Below are 23102 nucleotides of genomic sequence, written 5' to 3'. Positions count from 1 at the left end.
ATATGAAAAAGTTGATGATATATTTCCTGATATTGTTATGTGCAGTATTAGGTTCATGTAAAAAATTTCTAACAGAGTATAGTCAGGACGAGATGCGTCCGAGTACAACTAATGATCTTACTGCGCTAATGTATAGCGATGCTTACCCATACAGCACGAGATTTGATAATTTAGATCTGTTAACCGATGATGTGCAAAGTAACGGACTTGCGAATGCTAATGGTGCACCTGTTCCCAATTATGTAACACCATTTAACAATGGCCTTGCAATGTTCACCTTTAATCCGAACATGTTCGATGCTGGCAGTATTATACCGGCTGGAGCAAATTTGTATGAGAACTGTTATAGTAAAATTAAAGGATGTAATGTTGTACTCGATCAGTTAGCCAATGTTTCTGGTACGGAGCAAGCAAAGAATTTTATTAAGGGACAGTGTCTGTTTCTAAGATCATACTACCTTTTTAAATTGGTTACCACCTACAGTTTACCATATAGCGGTAATGGTGTTAATCCCGAAACTGCATTGGGTGTTCCATTGATCATAAGCAGTCAGATAAGGGATGGCGGACTTCCTCGGCCAACACTAAAACAAACCTATGACCAGATTGAAAAAGATTTGCTGGAAGCTGCTGATCTTTTGAAGAATAATGGTGTAGCCACAACTCCATATAGAATTACGGCGCCAGCGGCAAATGCATTTTTATCAAGATTCTATCTTTTAAAGGGCAGAAATGAAGATTTAGATCAAGTAATCCGTTATGCAGAGCTGGTTTTGGCAGAGCGGAGTACCCTCACACCGTTAACAACGTTTTTTACCGCAACCAACGCGATTTCAGGTACAGGTATTTTTGATCCGGGGAATGTGGAAGTTTTATGGGTACACGGTGGGAACTCCAGGTTGGATGTGACATATTTTGCAGCTTTAACTACAGGTTCTTTACCTCCATTTAGTGCATCGCAAGCTTTAGCATCACTTTACGAACAAGGACCAAATAGTTCAAACTATGGAGATTTACGCTATCAGATGTATTTTACAAAAAATGGTTCTACACCGTATGCATCGGCTAAATCTTCTGCAAATTCTGTGGGTGGAAGTACCGGATTCCGCGTGTCTGAAGTATACCTCAACCGGGCAGAAGCTTTAATCAGAAGGTTCATACTAACGGGGAATGATGCCGATCGGATTAAAGCGCTCACTGACCTTAATTACTTAAGAAGTAATCGCTATGATACCAGAAATACCGCATATATCCCGGTATCAATTACGGATGGACAGGCGCTTTTAAATTTTTATCAGCAAGAACGCAGAAGGGAGACGGCTTTGGAGAATAACTCCAGATGGCAGGATATCAGACGATGGGCCATTCCGGTGACGCATAATTTTACCGGCGCTGATGGCGTATCCACTGTTTATACGCTGCCTGCAAACAGTTCACTTTATGCCCTCCCGATTCCATTTAACGCCTTGAATAATAATCCTGATCTTTCTCAAAACCCGAAATAGCAATCATTTACCAAAATAAAAAAATGATGAAACAGAATTTTTTGATCTTATTTGCCCTAATGCTGGCAATTTCGATCGCCTCTTGTAAAAAAGAAGATGAGCAACTTATACCCTCTGGTATAGATGATACTTATAAAGTTCCTCAGGGAAATAATGCATTTGATCAGACAATAGTAAACTATTATAATGCTTACGGCACATATATGTTATACAAATTCTCTGAAAAGGATGTGTATTGGACGCCAACCGGCTGGAAAAAACCGGTGTCAACAAACGGGGCATGGTCTCCTGGTGCAGAAGTGGAACCATCCGACCCGGCATACGTGGCACCTCAGCTCGCGCTGATCAAAAGTAAATGGTTTGATTTTTACACAGATAAATTTCTCAAACAGTTTCTCCCGGTAAAGATCATGCTTTGTAAAAAGGTTGATTCTGTTTTTACCACTTATATTTTTACGCCAATAATTACTGCTTCGAAAGGAACGAAAAAAGTAGCTGCTTTTTACAATTACGATAACATTCAGGTGAATTATGGGGATGCAACTGTAAGCACCATGACTGCCGCTGAACAGCGCGCCTTTATTTATAAGGTGAATCTCATCTTCATGCAAAGCATTTTTGCCAGGGGATTATCTGCACCATCTTCAGACTTTGCCAGTAGTGCTGATTATATGAGCAATGTAAGTTCCCTCTCACAGGCATATAGCAGGGGGATAATCATGGGCACTTCAAACATTTCTGCCCAGCTGGATTGGAACGCCTATATCACTGCAATGGTTACTTATTCTACCCCGCAGTTAAACGCGTCTGTAGCAAATACAGACAGCACGCCAGCTGGAATGCTTAATGCTACAAAAGATACTGCAGGCCAGATAAAAAGGAGATATAACATTGTTAGAAACTATTTTATCAATGAATATGGTGTCGATCTTCAAGTGATCGGAAATGCAACCAGGGGCCTCTAGGCTAACCAACTCTATTATCAATTAAGCACTGTTTGTAAAAAAATAACAAGCAGTGCTTTTAACAAAAATGAATGAAACTATTAAAAAAGTTGTTGCTGCTGGGTAATCTTTGCCTAAGCACCAGTTTAATGGCGCAAAAGGAAGCGCAATCGCCACCGGCTATCAGCACATTTCTAAAACAGAATGCGATTTCGTATAAAGGTGTTTTCAATATTTATCAGCAGAATGATAAGTATTTCCTCGAACTGAAGGATTCGTTGTTAAACAGGGATATTCTGGCCATGATTGTCATCAATAGAGGTTCGGCACAGGTAGCCAGAGATTCGAGAAAGCGTTTTGGCTTTGCAGGAGACGTGGTGCACGAAGCCGTCTTTAAATTTAACAGGAATAAAAAAGGTGCAATCAATATGGAACAGTCACAGTTTTATAACGCACCTAGAACCAACAGCATTTTTTATAATACTATTACCTCCAGGCCAACGCCGATTATCATGTCTTTTGCACCGGTTGCTAAAGATGCAGATGCGGTGATGATTGATATTACGCCGGCTATTAATGCAGACATGCCCATCTTATCGTTAAGTGGTGCAAAAGAAGAATTAGGCCTGGGGCCTTACCAGGCGGGCTTATCAAAATTAACTGGCATCTCCGTTTATAAAAATAACCTGGTATTCCGTTCATTGCGTAATTATTTACCGGGGGCGCTAACCCAAAAGCCCAATTCGGGCGATGCACCGGTTGAACCTCAGCAACCACAGGAAAACCCGGGCGTTCCCCAAAACGGGCCAACGGCATGGGAAGTAGGTGCAAGCTGGTATCTGCTACCGGCCATACCTATGCGCCAGCGTTTTGCTGATAAAAGGGTAGGTTATTTTGCGCGTGGATTGAATGATTATTCGAGCAATCCGCTTAAACTGGAAGAGCGTGGCTTGGCAACCCGTTGGAAAATAGAGCCTAAACCACAGGATGTGGAAAAATACAAGCGTGGTGAGCTGGTTGAACCTGCAAAACCCATTGTTTTTTATGTAGACAGGAACACACCTGAATATTTACAGCCATATTTTATTGCCGGTGTAGATGCCTGGCAAAAGGTTTTTGAAAAAATAGGATTTAAAAATGCCATTGTGGCTAAAATGGCACCTACCACAGCAGAAGATCCTGATTTTTCGATGGATAACATTAATTATTCTGTAATTTCTTATAAACCCTCTACTACTGCAAATGCTTACGGACCGATGGTGATTGATCCGCGCTCTGGTCAAATTCTGAGTTCGCACGTGGCCGTTTTCCATAACATTACCGATTTAATGCAGCGCTGGTACTTTGTGATGTGTTCTGCAATCGATCAGAGAGGTCGTAAGCTTCCATTGGCAAAAGATATCATGGGGCGTATGTTACAAACCGTAATCACGCACGAAGTGGGCCATACCTTAGGCCTTCGCCATGATTTTGCAGGGAGCCATAGTTACAATGTAGACAGTGTGCGTAAACGCGATTATGTGGCCAAAAATGGTTTTGGAGCTTCCATTATGGATTACCTGAGATTTAACTATGTAGTACAGCCAGAAGATGGTTTTACCGCTGAAGAACTTCATCCTAAAATTGGTGTTTATGATGAATTTGCGATTGAATGGGGATACAAATATTTTCCTGAACCTAACAATGCTTATAAAGAAGGTGAATTTCTGAAAAACTGGGTGACAGAGAAACGTAAAGATGTACGTTTGTTTTATTTCCCCGAAGGAGATTTTTCCGATCCTCGCGTACAATCAGAAGATATGGGCAGTAATGCCATGCAAGCCGGTGCTTTAGGCATTAAAAATCTTAAATACATCATGAATAATATGGAAGATTGGCTGGAGAAGGATGATGACGAAAATTACAGCATGATGAGAAGGATGCACGCTTCTGTTGCAAGCCGTTACAATGAATACCTGTCACATGTAGTCAAAAATATTGGCGGTAGGTATGGCGATCAGGCGCTTAAGGTAGAAGATAAACCTAATTTCGTGCCGGTAGGCCGTGCCACGCAAAAAGAGGCTATGGCTTTTATCAATACATATTACTTTCAGGAACCTACCTGGTTGTTTCCCAAAAATATAACCGATAAAACAAGATTTGTATTTGATGGTGAAGTACAGGCTGATTATGAAGCCTTTTTAGGAAAAGTTTTTTACAAGTTTTCTGCCATCTCGAAGAACGAACGTATTACAGGACAAAACCCTTATACGCTTAACGAGTTTTTTGATGACTTATATCAGGGCATTTTTGGCGATGTGGGCTTGGCAGCACCTATTTCCGATTACCGTAGAATGTTGCAGCGGAATTACATTAACAAACTTTTAGGTTCGGTATATAACCCGGCAAGTTTTGGAAATAATGAAGCTATTTTGATGAAACTGCAACTGGATAAAATTAAAAAAGCCTGTGATGCCGCTCAACAGCTCAAAACCGATTACCTGTCAAAAGATCATTTGAGGGCCATTTCAGAATTGATAAAGCAATGGCAGGAGAGCAAACCTGCAAGTTAGTACAGTGCCAATATAAATAAACAGATGGAGCGTCAATGATTTAAAAAAAAATTGATCATGATGGTGGCTTCATCTTCATTAAAAAGCAGAATGATACGGATGAAAAAAATATTAACAATGGTATTGCTGGCTTTGGCCATTACTTTTACAGTGGTAGCCCAGCAACCAAAACAAAGTACTTCACTAGATTTCGAGAAATTTATCAAAGATAAAAAGCAGGTGGTAGCGGGTACATTTCCCGTTTACCAGGCGGATGAAAAATATTACCTGCAGATTGGGCCAAACCAATTGAATAAAGATATTCTGGTAGCCGGAGATATTCGTTTCGGTTCTTCCGCTGTCTCAAAATCATCAGGTATCCTCAGGTTTGTGAAAGGCCAGGGAGAAAACCTGTATGTAACCAGAAATAATTATAGCGAACAGGCTGTGAATAACGCACCCATGTCTAACCTGTTGAGTGGCTCAATCCTCGAACCCATTAGCTTTACATTTAAAATAGAAGCTCTAGGTAAAGATACCGGTAGTGTGATTATTGATATCACCAGACAACTGATTGAAGGAGGTGAACTTTTTTCTTTCAAAAACTACAATCTTATGGCCAATCCAGATCCGGGCAGATCGGGTGTTGAACAGGTTGAAGCGGTTAAAAACGGTGTTTTTTTTAATGTGCTCAGAACCCAGAACAATGCCGGACGTGATTATAATGGCAAAACCTTAGACCAGCCCAATACCATGCAATTTGGTCTGTTGCTACAGCAGCTTTCAGAAGCGCAGATGCCCATCAAACCAGCCGACAAACGTATCGGGTTTGATACCCGCCAGTTTACTGATTTTGGGTTAGCCGGTTATGCAGCAAAAAAAGTTACTATCATAAAAAAGTGGAACTTACTGGTAAAACCACAAGACGCTGCCCGTTATAAAGCGGGTAATCTGGTAGAGCCTCAGCAACCTATAATGGTTTATTTGCACTCATCAGTACCGCAGTTTTTTATCAATGCCGTTAAAGATGGGGTTTTGGCCTGGAATAAGTGTTTTGAAAGTGCCGGATTTAAAAACGCGATAAAGGTTATTTTACCTGAAAACGGTAAACCGGTGGCCATGGAAGAAGGTAGCGTATTAATAGCCTGGGCAGGGGTAACCCCAAAAGCAGTTGTAGATCTGGTAGAAGACCCACGCACAGCAGAAATAAAAACAGCTAAAGTAACACTTAGTGATTTAATGATTGATGATCTGCTTCAAAAGTATTTCGTTCAATGCGGGGCTTACGATCCACGTATCCAGAAGGATGCTTCTTCGCCAGCTGTACGTCAGGATATTCTGAAATTTAAAGTTAGCCAGGCCATGGCTGAAGTTTTAGGAATGCTTCCTAATTACGCTGCGAGTACTGCATATAATGTGCAGCAGGTAAGCGATCCAAAGTGGGTAGCGCAACATGGATTTACTTCCTCAATTACCGATAATTTAGAGTTTAACTATTTGATGACGCCTGTATCAAAAGCATTCAATAGCAAACTGTTTTTACCACAGCTAGGTGCTTATGATCATTTGGCGATCAACTGGGCTTATCGTCAGTTTCAGGATGGGATCAACGGAGCCACCTTTTTAAAGGATGGTAAGATAAATCCGGCACTTTACTACTCGGCAGAAGATAAAAACAACCCTTATGCACAGGCCAATGATTTATCATCGCAAAATATCGAAGCCGCGCAAATTGGCATTAACCGCCTGAAAGCTTTTTACCCGAAACTGGAAGGTATTGCGTCCAAAATGAATGATGATACCTGGGGGACTTATATGTTGCTTGCTGCCAATTTCATCATGTCCTATGATCAGTATGCCACCAGTGTTTTACCTAATATTGGGGGTAAACAACGTTTTGTGGTGATGAAGGGTTACAACAGTATACCAGCCGTTTATGTGCCAAAGGCAAGGCAATTGGCCACCTTCGAATTTTTATATCAAAATGTGTTAAAAGAAGTGCCGGCATGGACAAGAAACGACAGGGCACAATCCATGGATGGCTCCAATACCGAAACACTGGTTTCAAAAACTTCAAATAAAATTATCAATTACCTTACCACTGCCGATTTGCTTAGTAATCTTCTGGAAGCTGAAAATTCTGGAGAAAAAAATGTTTTTGGTACGAAAGACTTGTTTAGTCAGGTCGATCATTATATCTTTTTAGATTTTAACCCGAATACTGCATTAAGCACTTATCAGCGCAATATTCAATATAACTACCTCAAAAACCTGCTGACTTTAATTTCAAAAAACAAAATCGATGCTGGTTTAAGCGATATCGGTATTGTTTTAAATGCTTACCGTATTTCTTTAAGTAAACACATTAACCAGGTGGCCAATACCCATAATGATGCTTTAACAAAGGAGCATTTTCAATTAATGAAGATGTTAATGAATAACGAACCTAATGCCAGATAATATGAGAAGAATTAGTGTTGCAGTAACCATGCTTTTTTTAAGCCTGGCTGTAAGCGCCCAGAAAAAAGAAATCCATTTTGAAAAGCTAAACCTCAAAGAAGCTTTGGCGAAGGCCAAAAGTGAAAATAAATCGGTTTTTGTAGATTGTTTTACCACCTGGTGTATTCCATGCAAGCAAATGGAGGCCAATATATTTACCCAGGACAGTGTTGCCGATTTTTATAATGAAAACTTCATCAACATCAAAGTAGATATGGAAAAGGGAGAGGGCCCATCGGTTAAAAAAATGTATACCATTGAGGCTTATCCATCCTACCTCATTTTAGATACTGAAGGAAAAACAAAGAATAAATTTGTGGGCGGCATGTCTGCGAAAGATTTCATAGCCAATGCAAATAAAGGATTAACGGCCAACAATGACGAAGCTAATTTAAACGCCCGTTACGAAAGTGGAGAGCGCACACCAGAGCTGATGAGAGCATACATCAGGCATAAAATTAAGGTGATGGAAAAATCAAGAGCAAAAGAATTGAATGACGAGCTGATGGCCAGTTTAACACCCCAGCAAAAAGCCAGTCCCGAAAACTGGTTCCTGTTTGGTCAAAACCGCTACACCATGTACCTTTCTGATTTCTCAAGCCCTAACTTCGAATACCTGGCCACACATTGGAGAGATTTTGTTGGCAAAAACACCAAAGATACTGTTGATCAAAAGCTTTCTTCGGTATACAGACAAATTGCATCGTGGACTTTAAATGGTTTTTATGTTAAAGTAAAACCTTTCAATAAAAATGATTACGAACGCTATAAAGCGCAAATTCGCAATACCGAAATGCCCGATAAAAAACAATTGTTGGTGATGATGGATATTGCCATTGCCGCGGGAGAGAAAAACATTGATGAAGTTACCAATTTGTTTCTGAAAAATTTAGGTTCTTTCTCTGAAGACAACCGTCATATCTTATTTGACTATGTTACGTTTGCCAAAAGTACTAAAGGTTATACATTTCCAAAGATAGCCGAGCTTTCAGATGAAATCACCAGAACTTCAAGTAATCCTTATTTAGTAAGTTTATTTAAGTCCATGAAAGAGAGATATGCACAAAAAGCCAATTAGTTTAATTTTCTTATGGTTGGTTTGCAGTGCAGCGGCAGTTGCACAGCAGGCTAATTATAAAGCTGCGCAAAAATTTGATGCGCCCAATTTAAGTAAGCTGATTGGTACCACTAAGGTGATTCCATTCTTTCTTAAAAATGGCAGGTATTTTTGGTTTGTGGCCGATGAGCCTGCTTTAAATGGTAAACAACCGTATTTGTCTGGCGATTCTCTTGTCGCTCCCGGCAAAAAGAATACGCACTACATTGTAAATTTAGCTACAGGAAAAAAGCAGGCCTTGTTTGATAAACCTGAAATACGGAAGCAATTAAAAGCATTCACCGGGCAAATGGTGGAAGAAAAAGAAGTGATTTATTGGGCTAATTTTTCGGAAGATGAAAAAACGGTTCTCATAAAATATGGCACAAAAACTTATGACTATAACTACGAAACCAAAAAACTAACCTTACAGCTTAACAAAGCACCACTAAAAAAAATAGCCGGTTTTGGTGTTTCTGCAGATGGCAAATGGGCGCTTTACAGCAAAGCACATAATTTGTACCTCGCTGCAACCTCCGATAAGAAAAATGAACTTCAGTTGAGTTTTGATGCTGAACCTTATTTCTCATTTTGTGTAGATGAAAAGGGCACATACACTACAGATAAAAGTTATCCTTCTAATGCAAAATGGTTAGGTGCCAACTATTTTTATGCATTACGTGTAGATACCAGGAAAGTAGCTACCCTATCTGTAATCAGCTCGGCGATAACGCCAAGACCCCGGATATCTACCTATAAATATGAATTGCCGGGCGATAAGGATGTAGCACAGTATGAACTTTATATTGGCGATGCCGGAAACGGTTCTTTTAAAAAGGCAGACCTGAAACGCTGGCCGGATCAGCAGTTGGAAGTATGCGAAGCCCAGGGCAATACAAAGGAAGTTTTTGTGATCAGACGAAAGCGCAGCAGGGATGAAATGGAACTTTGTGCAGTAGACCTCGCTACCGGAAAAGTCCGCTCCATTATTCATGAAATCAGCAAGCCCTTTATTAACGAAGATTTTTTTAATGTTTCTATTATAAAAGGTGGAAAGGAAATTATCTGGTGGAGTGACCGAACGGGTTGGGGCCAATACTACCGTTACGACGGCGAGGGCCATTTGCTCAACCGCATTACCCAGGGCAATTTTACAGCCGGAAAAATCATGGCTATCGATACCGCCAAGGGCAATCTTTACCTCTACGGTTATGGCAAGCAGCGCAACATTAATCCCTATTATGCCCTATTGTACAAGGAGGCTTTAAACGGTAAAAACGAACAGTTGCTTACCCCTGAAAATGCGACCCACCAGGTTGCAGTTTCGCCGGATAGGAAGTATTTTGTAGATAACTATTCCCGTATCGATCTGGCGCCAGTAACCGTGCTGCGTAGAATTGACGGTAAAACCATTTCTGAAGTATTAAAGCCAAATGTAAGTAACCTCTATGGCTATGGCTGGAAAAATGCAGAATCTTTCACCGTAAAAGCTAAAGATGGCATAACCGATCTGTATGGATTAATCTGGAAGCCTTTCGATTTTGATCCGGCTAAAAAATATCCGGTCATCTCGCAGGTTTACCCGGGGCCGCAGATTGAAACCGTTTGGAACGATTTTACTGTGCTGGATAAATATAATAATGCTGCTTTGGCGCAGATGGGATTCATCGTGGTGGCCGTTGGGCATAGGGGAGGTTCGCCCATCCGCAATGCCGGCTATTATAAATATGGTTATGGTAATCTTCGCGATTACGCTATCGAGGATGATCAATATGCACTGGAGCAACTGGCCAAACAACATCCCTTTATGGATATGAACAAAGTCGGAATCTTCGGCCATTCGGGCGGAGGTATGATGACCGTTGCAGCCATGTGTAAATATCCTGATTTTTATAAAGTCGGGGTTGCCTCATCAGGTAATCACGACAATAGGATATATAGTCGCACCTGGGGCGAAACTTACCAAGGGCTGGAAAAGAAAATGCCTATCAATGAAGATCTGGCCAAAAATCTGAAAGGCCATTTAATGCTGGTAACCGGCGAAGTGGATGAAAATGTAAATCCGGCAAATACTTACCGGATGGTCGATGCGCTCATCAAGGCCGATAAAGATTTTGACCTCATGGTGCTGCCGGGGCAGGATCACCATTACGAGGGGCCTGCAAAACTGTATTTTGAAAAACGCATGCGGGCCTATTTTGCAAAATATTTTATCGAACAAGACAGTTCGAATAATAAAAAGTAAAAGGTAGCATTTGCTATTCGTTTTGGATGACGACAGACGGAGCTGGTTGGATGACCGCTCCGTTTTTAGTTTGGCTTGAAGTGCTAATTCTCTTTTTTACTAAATATAAACTGGCCGGGATCATAAACCGCCGGGATCCGGTGAAGATATACTGATTGTAGCTTAGGTATCCGATTAGCAGCAAAATCTTAAAAGCAGCAGGATAGCTTTCTTTTCAAATCATTATATTTAGAATCTGGTTAAATTTATAAAAAATATCAATGGCTTTTTGCGGTTACAAGATGGATAATTTATTGTATAAAAAGCAATATAAGTGAGAGAAGGTTCTATTGCTATGTTCCGGCGAGGAATCTTCATGCGATAGCTATTGGATGCGAGAAGGCTTTTGCAGCCGGCAGCCTGCCCCGATTTTCTGTGAAGCAATCTTACAACGATCGCTATCAGCGTGCGCTTTAAGATTGCTTCGTGCCTCGCAATGACCACCTTTCTTATAAGATCTGTCAATAGTAGAGGTTGGAGTTTTTCAAATACATAGGAGGGCTGATGACAGATATGCAAGGGGGGCGTTTCGACCGCAGTGGAGAACCCGAAGGCTCTGCGAAGCAAAATCTGTTCTTGATAGAGCTCTCCACTTCGAGTTGCTCCGGTTGAGATGACGACCATTCTATTGGAATCTATCATTGATAGCTTAGTTGATTGCTTTATTAATGCGTTGAAATGATCTTTGACTACACTCAGACTGACAAACGAAATAAATTTTATGTAATTTTAAACAGGCTGTTAATTTTTTTTCTGATTTACCAATATATTTATGAGAGATATCCCGTCGTTATCCATCAGGCAAATACCTGTGAGAAAAGTTTCAGGTGTTATTACCGCATCAGCGCTTGATGTACTTTCGGTTGAAGAACCCCTGGAAATCAGGCTGATATATGGTTCGGAAAATAACCGGGTGCAAAAAAACATCTCGGTAACCATGCGGACCCCTGGTCAGGATTTAGAGCTTGCACTTGGTTTTTTATTTACTGAGGGCATTATCTCCGGCAAGGATCAGGTGAAAAATATAAGCCATTTGGCCATGCCATGCGAACTTAATAAGGAAAATATTGTGGGTGTGGAATTAAACGAAGGTTTTATCCCTGATCTTTTACAAGCTGACCGTAACTTTTACACCACCTCGAGCTGCGGGGTTTGCGGCAAAGGCTCTATCGCAGCGATCAGAACCGTAAGCCCTTATTCGAATTACGCTGATCAGCAGGAAATGACTTTGTTGCCGGAGGTGTTGTATAAACTGCCCGACCAACTCAGGGCTGCCCAACAGAATTTTGCAGCAACCGGGGGCATTCATGCATCAGGCCTTTTTACGATGAAAGGCGAGTTGTTATTGCTCCGGGAGGATGTTGGCCGACATAATGCTTTAGATAAATTGATCGGTGCAGCACTGGCTAATGATCTGCTCCCTTTAAACCAACGTATATTACTTTTAAGCGGCAGGGCCAGTTTTGAGTTGATTCAAAAAGCGGCCATGGCAGGTATTTCCACTGTGGCCGCCATTGGTGCACCCTCCAGCCTTGCTGTAGAACTGGCTTCGGAATTTGGAATAACCCTTTTGGGCTTTCTTCGGGAAGACAGGTTCAATATTTATACCACAAATGCGCGCATATTAATCCCTATATCACATGAAAATTAGAATCAAAGGCAATTCAATCAGATACCGTTTAAGCAAATCAGACGTTACCACATTGGGTATGTTGGGGTTTCTTTCTGAGTTTACCCACTTTGCAAGCCATACGCTGGAATACGCTGTTAGAAGAACAAGCGAGGAAAAACTCACCGCTGATTTTGCTAATAATAAAATTGTGCTGAATATCCCTTTGGAAATGATAACTGAACTGGTAAATACCGAAAAAGTTGGGTTTAGTGACTCCTCAGGTACCGTTAGCTTACTTATAGAAAAAGACTTTGCCTGCCTGGATAACGTGACAGAAGACCAGAGCGACAATTTTCCGAACCCCAACCTCAATTGCTAAGCCATGGAAAATAATGAAAAAAAACCTTCAGCAGAAAACCCATACCAGCTGCTGGATCTTAAACTTAGCACGGTAGCACAATCGGCTGCAGGTATGCATGCGGTAATGGCCGCTATGGGAAATCTGATTGAAGAAAAAACATTTTTCAGGGGTAATCTGGCCCTGCTGAACATGAACCAGTTTAAAGGTTTCGATTGTCCGAGTTGCGCCTGGCCAGATCCTGATGATGAGCGGTCGCCGGTTGGCGAATATTGTGAAAATGGTGCCAAGGCCCTGGCGGAAGAAGCGACTACAAAAAGGGTTACCGCAGATTTTTTTAAACAACATTCGGTATATGAGCTGGCTAAACTGGATGATTACCAGATTGGGAAATTTGGCAGACTTACTGAGCCGATGTATATGCCAAAAGGCGGAACACATTACGAACCGATTAGCTGGGAGAATGCATTTAAGAAAATTGCTGCACACCTCAATGCGCTTCAATCTCCGCATGAGGCTGCCTTTTATACTTCGGGCAGAACAAGCAATGAAGCTTCTTTTGTTTATCAGCTTTTTGCCAAAGAATTTGGGACGAACAATATGCCTGATTGCTCCAATATGTGCCATGAAACTTCAGGTTCGGCACTTAGGCCTACTATTGGTATAGGGAAAGGAACAGTAACCCTTGAAGATTTTTATGAAACGGATCTGATTATTGATATTGGCCATAATCCCGGAACCAACGCCCCGAGGATGATGAGTGCACTGGCAAAAGCGAAGAAAAATGGGGCCAAAATTATTGCCATTAACCCGCTGCCTGAAGCTGGCCTGATGGGCTTTCAGGACCCTCAATCTATTAAAGGAACGATTGGAGGAGGAGTTAAGCTGGCTGATTTGTATCTTCCGGTAAAGATTAACGGCGACATGGCCTTATTAAAGGCACTGGAAATCCTTTTAATGGAGTTTGAAAAACAATACCCGGGGAAAGTTTTTGATCAGGCGTTTATAAAGGATAAGACTACCGGTTATGAAGCTTTTTTAGAACAATTTAAACAGGAAGATTACAACCTCGATTATTTAGCCCGTTTATCAGGCGTATCGAAGGAGGATTTATATACAGCCGCCGAAATGATTGCATTTAAAAACAGAATTATTTTCTGTTGGGGAATGGGTTTGACACAACAACCCAACGGCGTGGCCATGATTAGGGAAATTGTGAATATCCTGCTGCTTAAAGGTAGCATCGGGAAACCTGGCGCAGGTGTTTGCCCGGTGCGGGGGCACAGTAATGTACAGGGAAACCGGACGATGCTGATTGATGAGAAACCTACTGATGAGCAATTAGACCGTTTGGAAGGACTCTATGGATTTAAAATGCCGCGGGAGCATGGCTATGATGTGGTAAGCACAATAAAAGCAATGCAGGGCGGTAAGGTAAAATTTTTGTTCTGCATGGGTGGCAATTTTTTGTCTGCAACTCCTGATACCACATATACCGCCAATGCAGTAAGGAAACTTGATCTGCTGGTATGTGTTTCTACCAAGCTTAACCGCAGCCATTTAATTCATGGAAATGAAGCATTGATTTTGCCTACGTATGGCCGTAGTGACAAAGACATCGTGAATGGTGAAGTACAGATCATATCTACTGAAAATTCGATGGGTGTTGTACAGGCTTCTAAGGGAATGCTGGATGCCGTATCTAAAAACCTGATAAATGAAACACAGATTGTATGCCGGATGGCGATGGCCACACTGGGAGAAAAATCGGTTGTGAACTGGCCACTTTACCATGATAGTTACGATGCGGTTCGTGACGCGATAGCACAGTGCATACCCGGCTTTGAAAACTATAATTTTAAAGTAAGACGGAAAGGCGGCTTTTATTTGCCAAACGCTGCAAGGGAAGGAAAATTCTTGACCCAGAAATTTGGCAACAGGGCTCCCTTTACACTGACCGAAATTCCAGCCAATCATCTTGAGGAAGATGAGTTTATGATGGCGACCACCAGGACGCATGATCAGTTCAATACGACTATTTATGGGTTGGATGACCGCTACAGGGGAATCAAAAATGAGCGGCGGGTAATTTTTATGAATCAAAAAGACATCAAAAAACTCGGACTGAAAGCAGGGGATAAGGTTGATCTGTTTAATTATGATGATGGAATAACACGAATCGCACCATTGTTTGTAATTGTTGCCTACGAAATTCCGGAGAAGAATACCGTTACTTATTTCCCCGAAACCAATGTGTTGGTTTCAGTAAATAATGTGGTAGCGGAAAGTAATATGCCCGCATCCAAATATGTGAAAATTAAAATTAAAAAACACGAACCCACAATTTATGACCAGGTAAAAAAGGCAGAAGAAGATTACAGGCTGATGCAATAATTGCCCTCTGCTTTTTAATATGAATTACTACCTGATTTAAAGTCTGCCCGGCAGCGGGCGGGTATTAACGGGAGGATTATGGAAAACATCGAATCTATCTGTAACCACCTTAATGTCATTAATTTAATTTCGGTTGTTGTCAGTCTGAGCGTAGTCGAAGACTTCTTTAGATTGATAAAACGCAAATAAATACCCTAGATTACGATGCTATTGACAGATTTAAAAAATCGCCGTCATTTCGACTGAAGCGCAGCGAAATGGAGAAATCTTTGAACTATGTTAAAAGATTTCTCCACTGCGGTCGAAATGAGGCCCTTTGTATATCTGTCATCAACCTTCTGATGTATTTGAAAAAATCTAACTCTACCATTGACAGGATTTCAAAAGAAAGATCGTCATTGCGAGGAGGAACGACGAAGCAATCTATCATACTAGTGAGCCTTGCTATAAAGATTGCTTCGTTGGCTGAAAAAGCCTTCTCGCAATGACGATTCCACACGGTCTCAATGCACTAAATCCTCATGTCACTTATATTGATTTTATACAATAAATTACCCCTCCAGGGTGACATCTTTTTACGATTTATCTCTAATTTATATAGCCTGTATCTTTAAAACCACACTGGTTCTGTAAGCATTTGCTTCCGGATTAAAGCCTACTTTCATTAAAAAGTCGCCAGAGTAAACTTTAGTGCTGTCAATCGGCGATTTAACGCCAGGGTATAGATTAATTTCTTCTATTTTATACTTTTTTGTGGAATCTAATCCTTTTAATTTAACCGGTAATATCACACCGTTTGTAAACAGGGTGGCTACATAATAATTAAAAACAATGGCCTGATCTTTCGAATCATTAACATAAGCAATTGAAGCTATTTTATTTTCATAAGGATCCTGCAGCCGGTATTGCTGGCCATGCCAGATAATATCTTTAAAGCTATTATAGGTTTTAACGGCATCCTGGCTAAAAAGCAAATCATTTTTGCTTAAATCATTTACACGTACATCATAACCGAGTTTTCCCATCATAGCCACATCTGTTTTAAATTTAATAGGCTGTTTACCCATATCCGTAATGTGGTTATCTATTGCAATAGCAGGGAAATAATACGAATATTCCCACTGAATAAAAATCCGGTCGTATGGATTGGTATTATCACTAGGCCAAAATTCGGTGAAATATTGTAGTGCCGCATAATCAACTCTCGAACCGCCTCCGGCACAAAGCATCATCGGTGTTTTAGGGTATTTTTTTCTAATCCTATCCAGCACGCTGTTTAATCCCCTGATATATTCAAGATAAAAATGATCCTGGTTTTTTAAGGTAGGGGAGTTGGCATTGTATATCAGAGAATTACAATCCCATTTAATGAAGGCAACTTCCGGTACTTCCTTAAAAATATCATCAACTGTTTTGTAAATAAAATCCTGAACCCTGGGGTTGGTTAAATCCAGCACCAGCTGGTTGCGCATGTAATATTCTTTTCTTTCAGGCTGTCTGATTATCCAATCAGGATGGTTTTCATACAACTCACTTTTAGGGTTTACCATTTCAGGTTCTATCCAGATGCCAAATTTTACACCACTAGCGGTGGCCTCTTTACCCAAAGCACTGATCCCGTTCTTCAATTTTTGTCTGTTATATTGCCAGTCGCCCAAACCAGCAGTAGAGCCATTACGTGGATATTTATTACCAAACCAGCCATCATCCAATAAAAAAACATCAACACCTAATTTTTTGGTATCCTTTGTCAATTCATTTAGTTTTTCATCATTAAAATCGAAATAAGTGGTTTCCCAGTTGTTTAAGATGGTAGACCTTTCGCCTTTACCATCCAATAGCTGATAATTTCTGGCCCAATCGTGCAAATTCCTGCTGGCTAAACCCTTTCCTGCCGATGAGTAAGTATAAATAAAGCGGGGGGTAACGAAATTTTCGCCAGCCTTTAAAGTATAATTCGACGAAAAATTATTGATCCCTGCAGTTATCCGGAGGTAGTACTCGTCAAAAGTTTCAAAATCCAGTTTAAAGTTTCCGGTCCATGCCAGCGATCCGGCAATTACTTCCCCCATGTCTTCGGTTGCAGGCTGGTCTATCGAAACCATAAAGGAAGAAGAATGAAGCAGGTTGGTTCTGGTTCCCAGTTTCGAATCGATGGTTTTTATACCATGCAGTAATTGCTGCTCTTCCGATCGCATTTCGCGGGTAGCACCGCTATATTGGTTTTTAAGAAAGAATTTTTTTCCACTCAGGGTAAGGTTTGCCGAAGCATATTTGTTGAGTAATACAGTGCCTTTCTCCTGATGCCTGATTTCAGTCCACTGCTCCATTACGTTTTCATTAAAATAAGCCAGGTATTTTAAGGTCACCTGAAAATTGTATTTTAGATCTTTAAGGATAATGCTGGTCAATTTTCTGTTCTGATCCAGCTGTTCGGTTTTTACATCCGAAAATGTTAATACCGTTGATTTGTTTCCATCGCTATGGGTTACGGTTAATGCCGGCTCTAATAAATTAAGCGAGCCTGAGGCAATGTAAGCTTCACGTTTGTTTAAAAGATCATCAGAGCCGGGCTTATATTTATCTAATGCCTGTATGCCTGGGTATTCGCCCGCATTGTCTAGTTTTTTGCCAAGATAGGTTGATAATAAAGTGTTGTCACGATCTGTTTCTAAAATCAGTACATTGTTTTTTGTTGCAATTTCTATCGTTTTTTGTGCAAAGCCGTTCAGCGCTATTGCCATTGACAGTAAAAAAAAGCAGGTGTTTTTTCTTTTCATTATTTGTTCCGGAAAAAAGTTCAGGTCATATTTGCTACAGCTTAAATCAGGAATGCTGATTGTAAAATATGCCGCATATACACCTGTTTTATCATTCAATTCGGTGATATTGGCATTACATTAAAATTCTACTGATGATTGACCATAAAGTTAAATTGAAATTAATGCTTTCTAATGCCAATGAATTCGCTGTTTATATCAAATTGTAATCTTTTTTTAACAAGAATAAACCTGATTGCATGAAATTATTTTTTTTGAGTCAATCATTTCTAAATCTTATTGTAAAATAAACGGGGCATTATTATTGTTGAGCGGAGATCAGTGTTGTTTTTAAAAAAATAGCGTAATTTTATCACTATAAAAATAAACCGATTTTTCAGCTTTAAAGATTTTTAAGAAAATGCATTTCCTTCATCCTATCAAATTATCGCAACATCAATAAGCACATGAACTATAAACAATTGCAGGAAGATGTAGAAAAGCATGTTGGCGATTACTTCCATACCCATAGCGATCCACGCCTGGTTTATCATAACCTGGAGCATACGCAAGAAGTGGTAAATGCTGCGCAGCAAATTGCCAATCATTACCAGTTAAACGAACAGGATTTTTTTATTGTAACCGTTGCGGCCTGGTTTCACGATACAGGGTATTTTGAAGATGCATTAAACCACGAAGCAAAAGGAGCAGCGCTGGCTGATGATTTTTTAGCCGGGCATAAGGTGAATCAGGAAATCCGTGATCAGGTTAAAAGTGCCATATTAGCGACTAAAATTCCTCAGAAACCTAAAAGTGAAATTGATAAAATCCTTTGCGATGCAGATCTGTTCCATTTAGGGCTGGCCGATTTCCGTGCAAAGGGGAAATTAATGCATAAGGAAAATGAACTGATCTATAAAAAAGATATCAGTAAATCAGAATGGCGCAAAAAGGATATCCAGTTTATGGAGTCGCATGATTACCATACCGATTACGCCAATTTGCTGTTAAGCGATCAGAAACAAAAAAATATCGAAAAACTGAAAAGTAAACTCACTGCACAGGAAGTAATCAGTACCGAACTCGAAGAACCTAAAAACTTTGCACCGGTTATTGTTAAAGACAAAAAAAAGAAGGATAAAGACAGCAGGCCAGATAAAGGGATCGAAACCATGTTCAGGATTACCTCAGCCAATAACCAGCGGCTGAGTGATATGGCCGATAATAAGGCGCATATCCTCATCACCGTAAATTCGATTATGCTTTCCCTGATTGTGAGTTTATTGTTAAGGCGGCTGGAAGACCATGGCAACCTGATTATTCCCACATTTATTTTACTGTTGGTGAGTTTAACCTGCGTAGTTGTTTCTATTTTATCAACCCGGCCATCTATTCCGAAAGGAGAATTTACGCAGGAAGATATGGATAAGAAAAAGGTAAACCTGTTGTTTTTCGGTAACTTTTATAAAATGAGTTTGCCCAGTTATACCGATGGTATGATTAAGGTGATGAACGATAAGGACTTTTTATATGGTACATTAATTACCGATGTATACTCGCAGGGCGTAGTTTTGGGCAGAAAGTATAAACTGATCCGCCTGGCCTATAATATTTTTATGTTCGGGTTAATTGCAGCAGTATTGGCATTTGTAATTGCTTACGCAGCTTACGGTAAACTTTAATGGAACAGCTAGTAGAAAACTCTTTTTTTAACAGGGATTTAAGCTGGTTAAAGTTTAACGAACGTATTTTAATGGAGGCAGAGCGAAGTACCGTTCCGCTTTTAGAACGCATTAAATTTCTGTCGATATTTTCCTCTAACCTTGATGAGTTTTATCGGGTAAGGATGCCCGTGTTGCTCGCTTTAGAGAAACTGAGTAGTAAGGAAGATAATGATATCAGGATTGACGATAATTTATTGGATACAGCCAATCAGCTCATTTCCGGTCAGCAGGAACGATATGGCAAGGTACTTAAATCAGATCTGATCCCCTTGCTCAAAGAAAATAAGATAAACTTAATTTACGGAGAGCCATTCCCCGCAGAAATTGAAAAAAGCACAACCCGGTATTTTTTAAGCCAGGTAATGGCCTTTTTGCAGCCTGTTTACCTTCATGCAGATTCTGATTTTTTTCCTTCCAATAATGAACTGTATTTTCTGATTACACTAAAAAAGAAAGAGGGTGCAGAAGTGGTTATTTTAAATATCCCTTCCAACCAGTTACCCCGTTTTTATAAGATCGAATCAGGTGATGAAACTTTTGTGGTGTTTCTGGATGATATTGTGCGTTTTCATTTAGACCGTGTTTTTCCGCAAGGTGAGGTAACCGGTTGTTATAGTTTCAAAATCACGAGAGATGCTGAAATAGATCTCAAAGATGAATATTCAGGCAGTTTATCAGAACAGCTGGAAAAACAATTGTTGAAACGCGATTCGGGTTTAGCTACTCGTTTTCTCCACCAGCCTGGCATACCTGCCAATGTATTTGAACTGCTTAAAAAACTTTTCAATTTAAAAAAGGCCAACAGGATAGAAGGCGGGCAGTACCATAACCTGAAAGATTTTATGGCTTTTCCGGTAAATTCTGCAAAATTATCCAACCAAAACTGGCCAAAACTTTGTAATACCGATTTGATAGATGGATCGTTAACCGAGGCTATTTACAAAAACGATATTATTGTACATACACCTTACCAGAGTTACGATAGTGTGTTGCGCTTTTTTAATGAAGCCGCTATTGATGCCGAAGTCAGGGAGATTTACGTTACGCTATATCGCGTAGCAAGCGATTCGAAAATTGTAAATGCTTTAATCAGCGCGGCAAAAAACGGCAAAAAAGTTACCGTTTTAGTTGAGCTTAAAGCCCGTTTTGATGAGGCCAATAACATCAAGTGGGCAAAAAAAATGAAGGAAGTTGGCGTTGATATTATTTACAGTGTTACTGCTTTAAAAGTTCATGCCAAGGTAGCCTTAGTGAAACGCCAGGTTGGGAATAGAATGCGTTATTCTGGTTTGTTTGCTACCGGAAACTTTAATGAAAGCACAGCTGCTTTTTATACCGATCATATTTTAATGACGGCCAATAAAGAAATGCTGCGTGAGGTAGAATTACTATTTATTTTTCTGTCCAAAAGGGTTAAACCTACTTCCTCAGACCAGGTTAAGTTTAATCATTTGTTAGTGGCTCAGTTTAATTTACAGCAAGTTTTTCTCAACCTGATTGATAGGGAAATTGAACACGCCAAACAAGGTAAACCAGCAGGTATTACCATTAAAATGAACAACCTCGAAGAAAAGGTTTTGATCAATAAACTGTACGAGGCTTCACAGGCAGGGGTAAAGATTGAAATGATTGTGCGGAGCATTTGCCGCCTGATTCCAGGTGTAGCAGGGATGAGCGAAAACATTAAGGTTACCCGCATTGTAGATCGTTATTTAGAACACGGACGTGTTTTTATCTTTGATAACCTGGGCAAAAAAGATGTGTACCTCGGTTCTGCCGATTGGATGAACCGGAATATCTATCGAAGAATTGAAGTTTGCTTTCCGATTTATAATGAGCAGATAAAGCAGGAAATGATCGCTATTATCGAAATCCAAAAACAAGATAACGTGCAGGCGGTTTGTATAGATGAAAATATGAATAATATTCCGGTTAAAACTGGTGGGGTTCTTGTTTCCTCTCAGCATGATATTTATGAATTACTGAAAAAAGATTAAATACAGCTTAGTACGGTCGTCATTCCCAACCCGATAGCTATCGGGTTGATTGGGAATCTTAAACCTATTGCATTACGATTCCCGCCTGCGCGGGAATGACGGCCGATAAATAAAACAGTTATTAAAGATTAAATTTTACCCTTATGAAATACAATAAAACTTTTTTGGCTTCAGGTCTTCTAATCGCTTCCGCTTTTTTTAGCGTATCGTGCGTTAATGGCAACCGAGATGATAAAAAAAATGATTCAACCAGTACAACAGCTTCAACAAGTGAGACAGCAAAATCAGATTTTCCTTATGATCTGGCTAATCCGGTAAAATACAACATGCCACATAATCTTTTCGAAATTTCAGGCATTGTATTTCATAATGGCGATCCAAAAGAAGTATTTGCGATACAGGATGAAGATGGCGACCTCTTTTATTTAGGTTTGGGCGATAAAGAGTCAAAATTTACGAAATTTGGTGGCAAAGGCGATTATGAAGATGTAACCATCATCAAAAATTATTTCATTGTGTTAAAAAGTAATGGCGAATTGCATACGTTCCCAATTGCTGAAGTAGGTAAGCCAGAAGCCGCCAATGTAACCAAAACCAAAGATCTTGTACCCAAAGCCGAGTATGAAGGATTGGCGGCAGATGAAAAAAACAATATGATTTATGTGCTGACTAAAGATAGTAAACCTGATTCTAAGGCAAAGGCTTCCAGTATTTATGGCTTTAAAGTTGCTGATGATGCTTCGCTAACAGCAGCAGGAGAATTTAGCCTTTCGCATAAAGCGATTGAAAAAGCTTCCGGAAGCTCAAAATCAAGGTTCCGTCCATCTGCACTGGCTAAAAATCCAAAAACCAATGAGTGGTACATTCTTTCATCAGTAAATAAGCTGTTAGTGATTACTGATGCTGATTTTAGAGTTAAAACAACACAAGCATTAGATCCGAAGTTATTTAATCAACCGGAAGGCATTGCTTTCGACCGCGATAACAACCTTTACATTTCTAACGAAGGCGGAACCCTGGCCGCTGGTAATGTTTTACAGTTTAAATTGAAGAAGTAAATTTGGTAGTTGTATCAGGATCTATTAAGAGGCTGTCTCATTAATATAAATTGTCATCGTGATGGCTAATTTATTTTATAAAAATCAATATGAATGGACAAATGGATAAAGAAGGTGATTGGTCTCGAAAATATCGTCATTTCGACCGCAGTGGAGAAATCTTTTAAAATAGTTTAAGGATTTATCCACTCCGCTGTGCTCTATTCAAAATAACAACTTATTATAATAATAACTTAATGTCCTTAATTTCTTAATGGTTAGATTTCAACTTATATTTTTTCACCATTAAAGAGTTAAGATAAATTAAGGGTGTACTTTTAACCACGATAAAAGAGATTCTT

13 protein-coding genes are annotated in these 23102 nt (G+C 40.0%); 12 read left to right on the top strand and 1 reads right to left on the bottom strand.

Annotated features, from left to right (window positions below; all coding sequences use genetic code 11):
• Positions 1–2 precede the first annotated feature (2 nt).
• The 9 genes from FFJ24_RS12765 (at position 3) to FFJ24_RS12725 (ending at position 15223) form a co-directional block, all read left to right on the top strand.
• Positions 3–1505, top strand: a complete 1503-nt coding sequence (locus FFJ24_RS12765) for a RagB/SusD family nutrient uptake outer membrane protein (RefSeq protein WP_138821853.1) — start codon at positions 3–5, stop codon at positions 1503–1505.
• A 23-nt stretch (positions 1506–1528) separates the two neighbouring features.
• Positions 1529–2470 carry a putative zinc-binding metallopeptidase gene (locus tag FFJ24_RS12760; protein ID WP_138821852.1) on the top strand — a complete coding sequence of 314 codons (942 nt, stop codon included), beginning with the start codon at positions 1529–1531 and terminating at the stop codon, positions 2468–2470.
• A gap of 71 nt (positions 2471–2541) precedes the next feature.
• Positions 2542–5001 carry a zinc-dependent metalloprotease gene (locus FFJ24_RS12755; protein ID WP_138821851.1) on the top strand — a complete coding sequence of 820 codons (2460 nt, stop codon included), beginning with the start codon at positions 2542–2544 and terminating at the stop codon, positions 4999–5001.
• A 99-nt stretch (positions 5002–5100) separates the two neighbouring features.
• Positions 5101–7440, top strand: coding sequence for a zinc-dependent metalloprotease (locus FFJ24_RS12750; protein WP_168202471.1), 2340 nt, complete (start codon positions 5101–5103; stop codon positions 7438–7440).
• Between the two features lies 1 nt (position 7441).
• Positions 7442–8557: a DUF255 domain-containing protein gene (locus tag FFJ24_RS12745; protein ID WP_168202470.1), complete on the top strand. Its 1116-nt coding sequence runs from the start codon at positions 7442–7444 to the stop codon at positions 8555–8557.
• Complete coding sequence (locus FFJ24_RS12740) at positions 8538–10820, top strand: prolyl oligopeptidase family serine peptidase (protein WP_138821848.1); 2283 nt, start codon at positions 8538–8540, stop codon at positions 10818–10820. The genes FFJ24_RS12745 and FFJ24_RS12740 overlap by 20 nt, the downstream gene beginning before the upstream one ends.
• A gap of 811 nt (positions 10821–11631) precedes the next feature.
• Positions 11632–12510, top strand: coding sequence for a formate dehydrogenase accessory sulfurtransferase FdhD (fdhD, locus tag FFJ24_RS12735; RefSeq protein WP_138821847.1), 879 nt, complete (start codon positions 11632–11634; stop codon positions 12508–12510).
• The gene (locus FFJ24_RS12730) at positions 12500–12850 is read left to right on the top strand and encodes a hypothetical protein (RefSeq protein WP_138821846.1); all 351 of its coding nucleotides are present in this window, start codon (positions 12500–12502) and stop codon (positions 12848–12850) included. The genes fdhD and FFJ24_RS12730 overlap by 11 nt, the downstream gene beginning before the upstream one ends.
• A gap of 3 nt (positions 12851–12853) precedes the next feature.
• Complete coding sequence (locus tag FFJ24_RS12725; RefSeq protein WP_138821845.1) at positions 12854–15223, top strand: FdhF/YdeP family oxidoreductase; 2370 nt, start codon at positions 12854–12856, stop codon at positions 15221–15223.
• Positions 15224–15816: 593 nt separating this feature from the next.
• On the opposite strand, the gene FFJ24_RS12720 is transcribed toward FFJ24_RS12725, so the two are convergent.
• Complete coding sequence (locus FFJ24_RS12720) at positions 15817–18003, bottom strand: alpha-galactosidase (protein ID WP_138821844.1); 2187 nt, start codon at positions 18001–18003, stop codon at positions 15817–15819.
• Between the two features lie 446 nt (positions 18004–18449).
• Between FFJ24_RS12720 and FFJ24_RS12715 the strand changes: the two genes are divergently transcribed.
• The 3 genes from FFJ24_RS12715 (at position 18450) to FFJ24_RS12705 (ending at position 22761) form a co-directional block, all read left to right on the top strand.
• On the top strand, positions 18450–19664 hold the full coding sequence (locus FFJ24_RS12715) for a Pycsar system effector family protein (protein ID WP_138821843.1): 1215 nt from the start codon (positions 18450–18452) through the stop codon (positions 19662–19664).
• Positions 19664–21703 carry a polyphosphate kinase 1 gene (gene ppk1 / locus FFJ24_RS12710; RefSeq protein ID WP_138821842.1) on the top strand — a complete coding sequence of 680 codons (2040 nt, stop codon included), beginning with the start codon at positions 19664–19666 and terminating at the stop codon, positions 21701–21703. The genes FFJ24_RS12715 and ppk1 overlap by 1 nt, the downstream gene beginning before the upstream one ends.
• Before the next feature lie 143 nt (positions 21704–21846).
• Positions 21847–22761: an SdiA-regulated domain-containing protein gene (locus FFJ24_RS12705; RefSeq protein ID WP_138821841.1), complete on the top strand. Its 915-nt coding sequence runs from the start codon at positions 21847–21849 to the stop codon at positions 22759–22761.
• The last annotated feature ends 341 nt before the right edge of the window (positions 22762–23102 follow it).

Source organism: Pedobacter sp. KBS0701, from assembly GCF_005938645.2.
Lineage (GTDB): Bacteria > Bacteroidota > Bacteroidia > Sphingobacteriales > Sphingobacteriaceae > Pedobacter.
The sequence above is the reverse complement of the archived record's forward strand: the minus strand, read 5'-3'. Positions and strand labels throughout refer to the sequence as shown.